At 39.7% G+C, this 14,041-nt stretch carries 6 protein-coding genes; all 6 read right to left on the bottom strand.

What is annotated here, in order from left to right:
• Nucleotides 1–278: 278 nt before the first annotated feature.
• The 6 genes from BUE31_RS03625 to BUE31_RS03650 all read right to left on the bottom strand — a co-directional run bounded on the left by BUE31_RS03625 (nucleotide 279) and on the right by BUE31_RS03650 (nucleotide 13,978).
• A complete protein-coding gene (locus tag BUE31_RS03625) occupies nucleotides 279–1,313 on the bottom strand; it encodes a DUF4097 family beta strand repeat-containing protein (RefSeq protein ID WP_073400339.1) in 1,035 nt (344 codons plus the stop codon).
• A 188-nt stretch (nucleotides 1,314–1,501) separates the two neighbouring features.
• The gene (locus BUE31_RS03630) at nucleotides 1,502–3,883 is read right to left on the bottom strand and encodes an ABC transporter permease (RefSeq protein ID WP_073400341.1); all 2,382 of its coding nucleotides are present in this window, start codon (nucleotides 3,881–3,883) and stop codon (nucleotides 1,502–1,504) included.
• 116 nt (nucleotides 3,884–3,999) lie between these two features.
• Nucleotides 4,000–6,369, bottom strand: a complete 2,370-nt coding sequence (locus BUE31_RS03635) for an ABC transporter permease (RefSeq protein ID WP_073400343.1) — start codon at nucleotides 6,367–6,369, stop codon at nucleotides 4,000–4,002.
• Between the two features lie 122 nt (nucleotides 6,370–6,491).
• Entirely contained in the window at nucleotides 6,492–8,864 is a 2,373-nt protein-coding gene (locus tag BUE31_RS03640; RefSeq protein WP_073400345.1) for an ABC transporter permease, read from the bottom strand.
• Between the two features lie 137 nt (nucleotides 8,865–9,001).
• The gene (locus tag BUE31_RS03645; protein WP_073400347.1) at nucleotides 9,002–11,374 is read right to left on the bottom strand and encodes an ABC transporter permease; all 2,373 of its coding nucleotides are present in this window, start codon (nucleotides 11,372–11,374) and stop codon (nucleotides 9,002–9,004) included.
• Between the two features lie 126 nt (nucleotides 11,375–11,500).
• Nucleotides 11,501–13,978: an ABC transporter permease gene (locus BUE31_RS03650; protein WP_073400349.1), complete on the bottom strand. Its 2,478-nt coding sequence runs from the start codon at nucleotides 13,976–13,978 to the stop codon at nucleotides 11,501–11,503.
• Nucleotides 13,979–14,041: the final 63 nt, after the last annotated feature.

The raw sequence follows: 14,041 nt of genomic DNA on the forward strand, positions 1-14,041 counted from the left end.
AGTGGTTTTGATTTCGGATTTCGGAATTTCAATTTCGGATTTGTTTAAGTTTGCGTAAATTCGATACAAAGACCAATGAAACATTCTGATTGTCAGATACTTGCATATTATTAATCCGTTACAAATTGGCAAACTACTGATAATCAACATGTTTAACTTTGTTCCACCCGTTCCGCTGTAAAAATGGAACGCTTTTCCCGCGTGGACTAAAACTAAAAACGGTCCTGACATGCTACTAATAGCACATCAGGACCGTTAATTAAAACTATTTAAATCTATTAATTAAAGCTTATACTCAGGTTATCGCTGGCCTCAACATTAACCGGTACCCCGCCCCCGTTTAGGGTGCCTTTCACATGGTCTTTTTCCCACTCACCACTAAAATTGCTGATGTGGGCGGTATTTATTTTACTTGCCGACAAATTAAGTGTCATACCCTGGTTTGACGGAAGTTTCAGATCCACATGGCCGCCGCTAACATCAAGCTTGATATATTTCCCTAACTGCAACATATCCACATGCATGCTGCCACCGCTGGTTGAAGCATTAAGGCTGCAAGCCATAGCCGATAAATTAACGCTGCCGCCTGACGTACCGGTAATTAATTCGCCTTTTATGTCATTTGCCTGGATGCTGCCACCGCTTGTATTAGCAGTAATTGAGCCATTTAATGCTTCAAGGTGTAATGAACCGCCTGATGTTTCTAACCTTATTTTCCCCTGGCAGTTTCTTGCGTGGATACTTCCGCCGCTTGTTTCAAGATTGATGTTATCTTTTGAGTTGCTAACATCAATGCTGCCGCCTGATGTTTCGCCTTTTATAATGCCGGCAAGGTTGTCCATATGCAGGCTGCCACCGCTAGTGCTAAATTCCTGGGTCCCGGTTAAATTATCCAGGTGAATGCTGCCGCCACTGGTGTTTAAATGAGTAGCCACTTGTTTTGGTGTGAATATTTTGAAAGAGATGCTCAATTGTCTTCTCCAGTTAAAATTACCTTCATGCTTTCTTCTTGCTGTTGCATGCAATTCATGATTACTTACAGAAACATTAAGCTCATAGTCATCACTAAGGCGTTTGTCAATTTCTTCTTTTGATAGTTCCTGGCCATTATTACCACGTACATAGATCTCAATACGGGGCGATTCGCCTCCACCGCTAACAGAAATGCTGCCGCCTGATGTTTTTACAAATACATCCTTTATCGCGTCGTTAGCCAGTGATTTGGTTTGATAAGGAGTTTTATCCCAATTGCCCTGGGCCAAAGCAACTGTGCTTGAGCAGGCAATTATTAGTAGTGCAAGGTAAGTTTTCATTATTTTAAGTTTATTTATCTATTAGACTACTTTTTAATGTGCTACGTTGCATGGTATTAAAAATAAGTTTACAGTTGGCGGTTTACAGTTGGCAGTATCTGAAAAATAAAAGATAGTTTCAAACAAATAGTGGGCAGTTACAGGTATTTTCCTGCCAACTGCCCACTATAAACTGCAAACTTTTTTAACTACTCGCTTTTAAGGCTCTTCACTGGGTTTGCTAAAGCCGCCTTAATAGCCTGGATACTTACGGTAACTGCTGCAACCAGTAGTGAGGCCGCCCCTGCCGCAATAAAGACCCACCAGTGAATATTTATGCGGTAAGCAAAATCCTGCAGCCATGAATGTGCCATATACCAGGCAATGGGCGATGCAATTACAGTAGCTATAACTATTAAGCCTAAAAAGTCTTTTGAAATAAGTACTATTATACTTGAAACGGTTGCGCCCAATACCTTCCTTATGCCAATTTCTTTTGTACGCTGCACAACTGCATAAGCGGTAACAGCAAACAAGCCAAGGCAAGCCAGCAATATCGCTAAAGCCGAAAATGTAGTGAACACGCCAGCTGTACGCTGTTCGCCGCGGTACATGGCATCATAATCATCATCCAAAAACTTATAAGAAAAGGGCCTTTCAGGTACCCGGTTTTTCCAGATCTTTTCAATATTTTGAATAGCCGCACTTGTATTTTTTCCGTCTATGCGGATCAATAAGTTTTGTGTTTGGTCGTGATCTAAAAATATCAACAATGGGCCGATGGGGTCATGAAAAGATTTAAAGTTGAAATCTTTTACCACGGCTTTTATTTTGCCGGTTGAGCCTTTTGAAATCTCTTTTCCTATTGCCTCTTGAGGTGTCCAGCCTAATTCACGGGCAGCGGCCTCGTTCAGCATAAATGAGTAATGGAAATTTTTACCCTGGTTAGTGGTATCAATCTGCATCACATCGGTTTCATTAAAATCAGTGCCTGCAATAATTTTCAACTGCATAGTTTTAATAAAATCCTCATCCATGGGCAATGCGTTAACCGAGATCTGTTTACCATCAGCAGTATTAATACCGTCGCCCCATTGCACGTTAATAGGCTCATTATTGGCCGATGCAACGCCCACAACTCCCGGAACATTGCTGATCTCGTTTTTAAGTCCCTTAACCTTTGGCAACATTCTCCAGTTTATTGGCAAAACCACTACATTGCTTTTGTTATAGCCAATATCTTTATTTCTGATGTATGACAGTTGTTGTAGTATAATCACTGTAGTGACGATCAGGAAAATTGAAATGATAAACTGGAAAACAATTAACGATTTCCGCACGCTTTGCCCTGAGGTAAATGAAAATCCGGATTTAAGGATCTTTGCAAGCTTAACGCTTGATAACAGCAAAGCCGGATAAGCTCCTGCTACAAAGCCTATTCCAATTCCCAGCAATACCAGGCTGCCTAATATTGCCGGATCAAGCAATGCATTAAACTGAAGTTCTTTGCCTGATATGTGATTGAATGAAGGCAATAGTACAAAAGCAAAGCCAATAGCCAATAATACCCCTATAGCTGTAACAAAAAGCGACTCCCCAATAAACTGCCTGAAAAGTTGACTTTTTGCAGCGCCCATTACTTTACGAATGCCTATTTCGGCACCACGTCCGGCCGATTGTGCAATTGAAAGGTTTACATAGTTTACACAGGCAATTATCAATATCAACACAGCCACTATAACCATTATATAGATATAGGTAATACTACCGTTTGGCTCCAACGAACTTGGGAGATTTGAATGCAAATGCACACTTGTTAAAGGCTCCAGGTGATAGGTTAAATAGTGGCTCCCCGTCATTTTAAGCTCATTTACACTAATACCATTCATATAAGCAGCAACTTGTTTTTGCAAAGGCTGAATTTGGTCTTTATCCTTTAACAATAGGTACGTAATGTAATTCGCTTCCCACCATTTTTCAGTTTTAGATGCATTGAGGTTGCTGAACGATACAATAAAATCAAACTTAACCTGTGAATTTGAAGGCGCATCGGCAGCAACAGCCGAAACCATAAAATTCTGGTCGCCAAGTTTTAGTGTTTTACCAACAGGATTTTCTGTATCAAAGTATTTTTTAGCCGATGTTTCTGTTAGGATGATCTTTTCAGGCGAGCTTAACGCTGATGCATCCCCATTGATTAGCTTAAATGAAAATACCTTAAAAAATGAAGGGTCGGCATACAGGATGCTATTTTCTTCAAATACCCGGTTGTTGTAGGTTATAACCCCGCCGCGTTTTTCCAGGCGTACAAAATTATCAACGGCAGGGAATGTTCTTTTAAATTGCGGCCCCACCTTTGTGCCGGTTACCGATGTTTTTTGCGGTGCACCACCCTGGACATAGTCCATGGTTACCCTAACTATTTTATCTGCGTTATCATTAAAACGGTCGTAACTCAACTCATCTTTAATGTACACGCCTATCAACAGGCAACTTACAATCCCAACAGTTAAGCCTGTAATATTTACAAAAGCATAAAGCCTGTTTTTCTTAAGGTTTCTCCAGGCTATTTTGAAATAGTTTTTTAACATATTATTTGGTCATTAGTCATTGTATCATTAGTCATTAGTTTGCCAGGTTAGGGTTGTTGATCATCAGTCTTCAAAATATTAACTACTCTTTAAATGACTAATGACCAATGACAACTTCACTCACTCCGCAAGCTTTTCACCGGATTCATCAGTGCAGCTTTTGCAGATTGAATGCTTACCGTAACTAAAGCAATCATTATTGCAATAACGCCTGATAGTACAAACACCCACCAATCAATAGTAGTACGGTAGCTGTAATTTTCAAGCCATTTATGCATTGCTAACCATGCTAAAGGCGACGCGATACACAAAGCTATTAAAACCAGGATCAAAAATTCTTTTGATAATAAAGTAAATAATGAGCCTACACTTGCGCCCAATACTTTACGAATGCCAATTTCTTTTATTCGCTGTTCGGCAGTGAACATGGCTAATCCAAGTAACCCAAGGCACGAAATAAATATCGCTAAAAAAGCGAAAGCATTTGAAAGTTTACCTACAACCTGTTCACTTATATATTGCTTTTGATATTCAGCATCGGCAAAATAATAGCTGAACTGAAAATTGGGGTTTAACTCTTTGCAAAGCTTTTCGGCAGATGCAAGAGCCTGTTTAGTTTGACCGGGCTTGGTGCGGATTAGCGCCATGCCATAATTATTTTCCTCGCCGAAATGGATGATCAATGGTAAAATGGGATCGTGCAACGAGTTAAAATGGAAATCTTTTAATACGCCTACGATAGTGCCTTTTTTACCCCACATGGTAAATGGTTTGCCGATTGGGTTGGTATAACCAATTCGTTTTAAGGATGTTTCGTTAATTATATAACCTACGGAATCAGTTGCATGATCTCTTGAAAAGTCTCTTCCGCTAACCAGTTTAAGCTTCATGGTTTTTACAAAATCATAGCCAGTTGATACCTGAGTAAACATAACGTTTACATTAGGGTCTTTGCCATCCCACCTTACGCCGCCGGTGGTGCTGCCAAAATTAGTTGGAGCGTCGGAGATCCTCGTAACCTGCTGAATCCCGGGCATATTTAAGGCCTCATTTTTAAAGATCTTGTATTTAGCGGTAAGATCACCCTCTAACGGAATATAGATCAGGTTTTCACGATCATAACCCAAATTCTTTTTTTGAATGTAATTAACCTGTTTTGATATTACTATGGTACCGATAATCAGCACAACAGATAGTACAAACTGAAATACCACCAGCCCTTTACGGAACCACGCTGCGCCTGTGCTTAACTTTACTGCACCTTTAAGCACTTTAACAGGGTTAAATGATGACAGGAACAAAGCCGGATAGCTACCTGATAGTAAACCTGTTATAAGGGTTAAGCCAGTCAGGCCCAGCCAAAATCTGATCTGGCCAAAAGGAAAGTCGATTTGTTTTTGCGTAACCGAATTAAATACCGGTAATAATAGCAATACTATTACTAAGGCTATAATTGTAGCAAAGCAGGTAAGCAAAACAGCCTCGCCTACAAATTGCCTGATCAAAACCGAACGTACTGCTCCTACTACCTTCCGTACCCCTATTTCGCGCGCCCTTTTAACAGAACGGGCAGTAGTTAAATTCATGAAGTTAATACAGGCAATCACCAGGATGAATACGGCTATTATGCTAAACAGGTGCACATATTCAATCCGGCCGTCTTCAGGCTTTCCATTCTTAAAATTATTATGAAGGTAAACGTCTTCAAATTTCTGGATCCCTAATTGTTCACGGAAGGCGGCGCTTTGGTCTTTATCATAGGTATCTAAAAAGTGAGCTATTTTTTTATCAAATAATGCGGCATCAGTTCCGGTTCGAAGCATTACATAAGCAATAGGCCCATTATTCCCCCAATCCTTTGCCCACTTATTTTCATCTAAAAAACTATCCCAATTGATTAAAAACTCAAATTTATTCGCTACATTATGAGGAAGGTCTTCAAAAACTGCTGTTACTTTAAAATCCTTTTTATTTTCATAACGGATGGTTTTACCGATGGCCTCCTGCGGACTGCCAAAAAAATCAACAGCCATTTTACGCGATAATGCAATACTTAGCGGAGAGTTTAATGCTGTTTGCGCATTCCCCTGGATTAGTGGGTAGCTAAACATTTTAAAATAGTCGGCACTTGCAGATGTTCCTTCCAGTTTCAGGATCTTGGTTCCTACCTGGAAGGTATTCTGGTTATTCCATGCCATCTGTACGGCATATTCTACCTGTGGCAATGTTTTCTTCATTTCATCAGCCAGCACACCAGGTACGGAATATTGTCCCATAACTTTATGATCGTAATATTGGCGCTCAATAACAGCGTAGAGCCTGTCGTTATTTTTATGAAATGAGTCAACACTCAATTCATTTTGCACCCATAATATAATGAGAACACTGCAAGCCATTCCAAGCGCCAGGCCCATGATATTTATGATTGAAAAGAATTTGTTTCTCCACAAGTTCCTCCACGCGATTTTTAAATAGTTTTTTATCATTGTATTTGGTCATTAGTCATTGTGTCATTAGTACTTTAAGGTCCTAAATTGTGTCATTGGGTATTTTAGTCTAATCATCCGCCTAAACAAACGACCTAATGACTAATGATCAATGACTAACCTCACTCCCCCTTTAAACTTTTTACCGGGTTTGTTAATGCCGCTTTTACTGCTTGAAAGCTTACTGTTATCAGTGATATTAAAACTGTTATAAAAGCTGCCAAAACAAAAACCCAGATGCTTATGGTTATGCGGTATGAGTAGCCCTTTAACCAGGTATACATAGCCCACCAGGCAATTGGGGTTGCAATTACAAAGGAGATCATCACCAGCTTTAAAAAATCTTTTGACAGCATGGTGGTAACCCCTGCAACTGATGCACCTAAAACCTTACGGATCCCTATTTCTTTGATCCGGTTTTGAGCCATATAGGCTGCAAGGCCAAACAGGCCAAGGCATGATATTATGATGGTAAGTCCTGCAAATAGACTGGCCAACGTGCCAATTCTTTGCTCATCGCCAAACTTGCGGGCATATTCCTGGTCAACAAAATTGTATTCAAACGGGTATTCAGGGTTATATTTTTTAAATACCTGTTCGGCACGTTTTAAATTTTCAGCGGTGTTATGGGTATTATTCAGCTTAAAGTGGATAACATTAAACCATGCTTTAGGCCCCTGGATCAGCATATGCCTTACCGGTTCATAGGGTGATTGTAATATAAAATCTTTAACCACGCCCACTACATGCCACAGCTGTGCATCTTTACCCTCGCCATTCCTTACTACCTGGCCCACGGGATTTTTAAAGCCCATAATTTTAACCGAGGCTTCGTTCAATAGCATTGCAGATGAATCAGATGGATAATTTATAATATCGATATCCCGGCCGGCAATAACTTTAAGCCCCATTGTTTTAACAAAATCGCCATCAGTGTTAAAAATGTTAAAATCAATCTTTTCTCCGCCAACAGGCCTGCCAGTCCAGTTATAGCCCCAGCTGTCACTCCAGCCCTCGGTTATGGGCGAACTGGTTTTGGTTACTGCTGTTGCCGCTCCGCTGCTTAACAGATCATTTTTAATAGCCTTATAATTTGTCTTAATGCTTCCTTTCATCATCACGTAAACCAGGTTATCCTTTTTATAGCCCGAATCCCTCTCTTGTGCATATTTAAGTTGCTGCCTGATAATTATGGTACAAACAATAAGCACAACAGCAAATGTAAACTGGATAACTACCAGCAGCTTACGTGGAGTAACCAACGCATTAGCAGCTTTAAATGTGCCTTTAAGCACACTTACAGGCTTAAACGATGACAGGTACAATGCTGGATAACTGCCTGAAATAATACCTGTGAAGAAAATAAAGCCCAGGAAAAACAACCAGAAATACGGATTACCGTAGGGCACAAATAATTGCTTATCTGTAAGCATATTAAAGCCTGAAATACTTAACTGTACGGCAATTAAAGCTATAATTCCCGCTATAAAAGCTATCAATACAGATTCGCCTAAAAACTGGTAGATCAATGAATTTCTTAAAGCCCCAACCACTTTGCGAATCCCCACCTCGCGCGCACGTTTTTCGCTGCGAGCCGTGCTCAGGTTCATGAAATTGATACAGGCTATCAATAAAATAAAGGCAGCAATTATTGAAAAGATCCTGATGGTTTCTATTCTACCTCCCGATACTTTTCCCTTGTCGTCGAATTTAGAATATAGCCTCCATTTGCTTAACGGATGAAGGAATTGATCGATATCTTTAGTGTCTGAATGTGATTTAGTTACGTGAACAATAGCAGCATCAGCCTGTGCTTCGGTAACTCCTTTTTTTAATAAAACCCAGGTTTGGATAGAGTTATTTCCCCAGTACTCATCGTCCCAGTTAATTTTTTTCATGTATGACCATGGCAATAAATATTCAAATTGAAAACGGGTATTATTCGGCAGATCCTTCATTACCCCGGTTACATTAAAATAGGCATTGCTATCAATTTTGATAGTTTTACCCATAGCATCGGCATCCCCAAAAAGTTTCTTTGATAGTTTTTCAGTAATAACGATGCTGTGGATTGTATTTAAAGCCGTTTTTGGATCGCCTTTTATTAAAGGGAAACTGAACATGGTTAAAAACCCGGGATCGGTAAAATTGCCCTGAACATTCAGGTGTTTATCGCCAATAATAAACAAAAAGGTGTTATCGGTGGTTCTTGCAGTTTCTTCAATTTGCGGGTAACTTTGCTTTAACACTTTGCCCATCACTTTTGGCGTGGTTCCCCAACACCAAAGCTTACCATCAAAAGCCGAGCGGTTATAAACCTCATATAACCTGTCTTTTTTTACATGAAACTGGTCATAGCTTACCTCATTTTGGATCCACAGTAATATCAGGGCCGAGCTGGCCATACCAATGGCCAACCCTAAAATATTGATGAAGGAAAATGCTTTATGCCGAAGCAAATTTCTCCAGGTGATTTTTAGGTAGTTTTTAAGCATATTTAATTTGAGTGATGTTTTTGGTTTTTTTCTAAAAGACCAATAATTCAGTCATTACGTTGCATGCAGATTAAAATATTCGCATAAAAATTTCAAGCTATTACCTTTCGCTTTTAACCTTTATGCTTTCACCTCTCTTACTCGCTTCTTAAACTCTTAACCGGGTTTGCCAATGCTGCTCTTATTGATTGAAAGCTTATAGTTATCAAGGCAATAATAACAGCTGCCATGCCTGCTAAAACAAAGATCCACCACTGAATAGTGGCGCGGTATACAAAATCTTGCAGCCATTTGTTCATGGCATACCAGGCTACCGGCGTGGCAATTGCAATGGCCAGAATGATCAGCGTTAAAAAGTCTTTCGAAAGCATGGAGGTTATGTTTGCCACGCTTGCACCCAATACCTTGCGAATGCCTATTTCCTTAACCTTTACCTGTGCCGTATAAGTTGCCAACCCGAATAAACCAAGACAGGAAATTAATATGGCAATACAGGCAAATATGTCAAAAAGAGTCCCTGTCTGCTGATCTGATTTATAAAGCTTATCATAGGTTTCATCAAGAAAAGTATAGCTGAAAGGGTAATTGGGGTTATACCTTTTCCAGGTGGCTTCAACTGCTTTTAATGCTTTTGGGGCGTCCCTCCCGGTTGTTTTAACAAAAAGCTGCCAGGTATGCGGTTGGTAATAAAATATAAATGGCTCTATTTTTTGTTTTAACGATGCAAAATGAAAATCCTTTAAAACCCCCACTATCACACCGCTTGTTTGCCATAGCTTAAAACGTTTGCCTATCGGGTTCTGGATTCCGGCATCTCTTACAGCTGTTTCATTTAATATAAAATGTGCAGTGTCTGGCTTTATGCCTGTAAAGCTGGCGCCAGCTGTTAATTTCAACTTAAAAAAATGGATAAAGTCTTTATCAATCCCCATTGGATGGATCATGAACGACCTGTCTTTTTCTTTTCCATCCCAGTCAGTATCCCCTGTAGTGCTGCCAAGGCTAATAATACTATTATCACCGGTGGTAACTCCTGATATACCCGCTTGATTGAGCAACTCACTTTTTATGCCTTCATAATGATTCTCCATATCGCGCATGGGCACAGAAAAAACATACGATTTATCAAAACCTAATTCTTTATTCTGGATATAGCTAAGCTGCCGGTTAATGATCAGCGTACCTATTATAAGTCCGATTGAGAAAGCAAACTGGCAAACAACCAGCACTTTCCTGAAAACTGAATTGCCAACCCCTAATGATAGCTTGCCTTTAAGTGCATTAATAGGTTTGAATGAAGAAAGCAGCAAGGCCGGATATATGCTTGATGCAATTAGAGTAATAGTTACCGTTAAGCCTACAACCTGCCAAACAGTGCCACTCAACAGGTCGAAATGCATATCCTTGCCTGATAATGTATTGTAAGCAGGCATAAGAATAGTAATAAGCCCAAATGCCAAAATAAGCGAGATGCTGAAAAATAAAGCAGTTTCAACAATAAACTGGCTGAAAAGCTGCATCCGGGCTGCTCCGATAATTTTACGTACACTCACCTCTTTTGAGCGCAACATAGCACGTGCAGTGCTCAGGTTTATGTAGTTTATTGCAGCTATTAACAATATCAGTATAGCAACTATAGCAAACACTTTTACCGTTTGCATAGCCGATGAACTTCCATCAGGCGCATACAAATGCATTTTTGTTAAGGGCTGAAGCAGGTAATGCCCATCAGATAATTTAATCCCATCCTGGTTTTTTACATGGATCATAGTGAGTTTATCCTCCACATCTTTTATTGATGTACCAGGCTGCAATTGCAAATAGGTGGTAACATAGTAATCACCCCAATCAGCATCCATTGATTTCCAGTAATCTGAAGCGCGATATTGGTTTTTGCGCACGTTTATTGAGAACAATATGTTTTGATTGATGGATGAGTTTCCCGGGAAATCGACCACAACTCCGTTAACTACATAATTATCTTTATTATCAACCTGCAGTATTTTACCAATCGGATCATCGTTCCCAAAGTAACGTTTAGCTGTGCTTTCTGTTACTATAATTGAATTATCAGTTGGGAAAGGGTTATTGATATTACCTTTTACCAATTTAAAATCAAACACCTTAAATATTGAAGGATCAACATAACTTAATTTACCCCGCTCCTCAGTCAATAATTTATTTTTATATCTGAAGATAGAATACTGGCCATTATCAACCACCCTAACCGCATTAACAACACCCGGAACGTCCTTTAATGCAAAAGTTGCAACCGGTCCTTGTACGCCACCCCAAACCTGTTTACTGGTACCTGTACCTATCTGGGCATTAACTTTATAGATCTGTTCGGCCTTGGTGTTAAACCTGTCGAAGCTAAGCTCATCATTAACCCAAAGCAAAACTAACAGGCCAACGGTTAATCCTACAGTAAGCCCTACAATATTTATGGCGCTGTAAAACTTGTTGTTAACTAAGTTGCGCCAGGCGGTTTTAAAATAGTTTTTTATCATGGTATTTGGTTATTAGTCATTTGTCATTCGCTTCGCTGTCATTGGTCATTAGTAATGGTCTAAGGGTAAAAGCACATTAGCGATTTTTCCACTAATGACCAATGACACAATGACCAATGACTAACCTCACTCGGAACGCAAGCTTTTCACCGGATTAGTCAAAGCCGCTTTTATTGATTGAAAGCTAATGGTTATAAGAGCAATTGCCAGCGTTATCCCAGCCGAAATTGCAAAAACCCACCAGCTGATATTGGTTCGGAATGCAAAACCCTGCAGCCAATTGCTCATGGCATACCAGGCGATAGGAAACGCTAATATTGATGCAATAATAATCAGCTTTAAAAAGTCTGTTGAAAGCATGGTTACCACGTTTTGAACCGAGGCCCCTAATACTTTCCGGATGCAAATTTCCTTCATGCGCCTTTCAGCAGTATATATTGCCAGCCCCAGTAAACCTAAACAGGCCACTACCACCGATAATATGGTGAAAACGGTAAAAACTTTCCCCATCACTTGGTCCGAGCGGTAAAGCGCATCAAATTCCGCGTCCATAAAACTATAATCAAATGGCGTATTAGGTGCAAACGCTTTCCATTTACGCTGAATATCTTCTATTGCTGTATTATAATCTCCCGGCTTTATTCTTACAGTAAAATAGGATGTTCCAATTTGATAGGTGTTTGAAGTTGTATAGAATAATGCAAAAGGAGCTATCTCCGTTCTTAACGATTCGGTATTAAAATCTTTTACAACACCTACTACTTTAAATTTTTGGTTGTTATTACCAGGATAGGTCAGCGTTTTGCCGATAGGGTTCTTCCATCCAATTTGTTTTACAGCCGTTTCGTTTAATAACACCGATGCCGAATCGCTAAAATCTTTAGAGAAAGCTCTGCCACTTTCAATTTTTAGATTTAACGTTGATACAAATGCATCGTCAACAATAAATGAAGAGAGCATAATATTATTCTCGGCACTGTGCGCGTCATTCGCGTTTAATTCAGGTATATAAGTATCACCGAAAGACTGTTTCGTGGGTAAGCTTGTTGAGATACTTGCGTTAGCTACCTGCGGCAGCCTTAATAACTCCGTACGCAAGCCCTCCTCGTTTTTACCAAGGCGGTCGGCATTCGCTATAACAATTACGTTTTCTTTATTAAAACCCAGGTCCTTGCTTTGGCTAAACATCAATTGCTTGTAAACAACAACGGTACAAATAATAAGCACGGTTGATACCGTAAACTGGAAAACCACCAGGGCGTTCCGCGTAAAAAAGCCGCTTCCTGATCTGTTAAACAGGTTGCCTCCTTTTAATATGCTAACAGGTTTTAATGAGGTAAGGAAAAACGCAGGATAGCTGCCTGCCAGCAACCCGGTTAGTATTATTAATGAAAGAATACCAACGCCTGTTTTTAAATTAAGGAATTCAAATAATGAAAGTTCCTTGCTTGCTATTTGATTAAATGCCGGCAATGCCAGTATCACAATAAGTATTGCAAAAATGGCCGCCAGGAAACTGTACAATATGGCCTCGGTAATAAATTGGCGGATCAGCTGCTTTCTTAATGACCCTAAAACCTTACGAATGCCTACCTCTTTCGCCCGTTTTACAGATTGTGCGGTGGACAGGTTCATAAAGTTTACACAGGCCAGCAATATGATGAACAACGCAATTGCCGAAAAAATGTAAATGTATTTGATATCGCTTTGTTCAAAATACCGGGTGCCAATATCTGCCGAATAAAGGTGTAAGTCGGTTAAAGGTTGCAAATGCAGATCCCACTTACCACCTTTTCTTTTAAACTCGTCATAAGGCTGACCAATGCGTTTAAAAGCGCTGGCAGCCTGTGTTTTTACCAATTGCGGAAACTTGCTTTCCAAAGCTGTTATACTTGCCGGGTCAATTGCTGCATTAGCCTTAAATTTAACGTAAGTGCCCATCTGCAGCCACACCCAGCTCCAGCTAAAGCGTTTTACATTTGGAATACTTGCTGTGTTTTGCAAAACATCAAATTGCAGTGAGGATTGTTTTGGCAGATCCTTTAAAACAGCCGTTACTGTAAATGGTGTAGCATATTCATCAAATATTAAAGTTTTACCTATTGGCGATTCATCTCCAAAGTACTTTCTAGCGGCTTTTTGAGTAATTACAATTGAATTGATACCGTTTAAGCAGGTTGCTGCATCACCGGCTATTAACTGAAATTTAAAGAATCTTAAAAAATTAGAATCAACGGCAAGCAAACTTTTTTCAGTTATCGAGCTTCTTTGACCTTTGTTTTCATAATGGACGATCTCGTCGCCGGGTAAAAAGATGCGGGTGTAGCTTTCAATTTCCGGGTAATTGTTTACTAAAGCTGCACCAACCGGCGGCGGGGTATGCCCAATATTAAATTGATTATTCCCCATTTTTCCATCAAGATTAACCCGGTAAATGCGGTTAGCATCTTTAAAATAACGATCATAGCTTAATTCATCAGCTACATACATTCCAATCAGCAGCACGCAGGCCAGGCCAATAGCTAAACCACTTATATTTATAATACTGCTTATCTTGTTCCTAACAAGATTTCGCCAGGCAATTTTTATGTAATTCTCTATCATATGTTAGTCATTAGTCATTGTGTCATTGGTCATTAGTAAATTATATTATGATGAGCCATGGTT

The organism is Mucilaginibacter sp. OK098 (assembly GCF_900142915.1).
In the GTDB taxonomy this organism is placed as follows: domain Bacteria; phylum Bacteroidota; class Bacteroidia; order Sphingobacteriales; family Sphingobacteriaceae; genus Mucilaginibacter.

What these genes read in the sequence shown, in the direction of transcription:
- BUE31_RS03625 (WP_073400339.1), bottom strand. Translation starts at nt 1,313, where the DNA reads ATGAAAACTTACCTTGCACTACTAATAATTGCCTGCTCAAGCACAGTT.
- BUE31_RS03650 (WP_073400349.1), bottom strand. Translation starts at nt 13,978, where the DNA reads ATGATAGAGAATTACATAAAAATTGCCTGGCGAAATCTTGTTAGGAAC.
- BUE31_RS03635 (WP_073400343.1), bottom strand. Translation starts at nt 6,369, where the DNA reads ATGATAAAAAACTATTTAAAAATCGCGTGGAGGAACTTGTGGAGAAAC.
- BUE31_RS03645 (WP_073400347.1), bottom strand. Translation starts at nt 11,374, where the DNA reads ATGATAAAAAACTATTTTAAAACCGCCTGGCGCAACTTAGTTAACAAC.
- BUE31_RS03630 (WP_073400341.1), bottom strand. Translation starts at nt 3,883, where the DNA reads ATGTTAAAAAACTATTTCAAAATAGCCTGGAGAAACCTTAAGAAAAAC.
- BUE31_RS03640 (WP_073400345.1), bottom strand. Translation starts at nt 8,864, where the DNA reads ATGCTTAAAAACTACCTAAAAATCACCTGGAGAAATTTGCTTCGGCAT.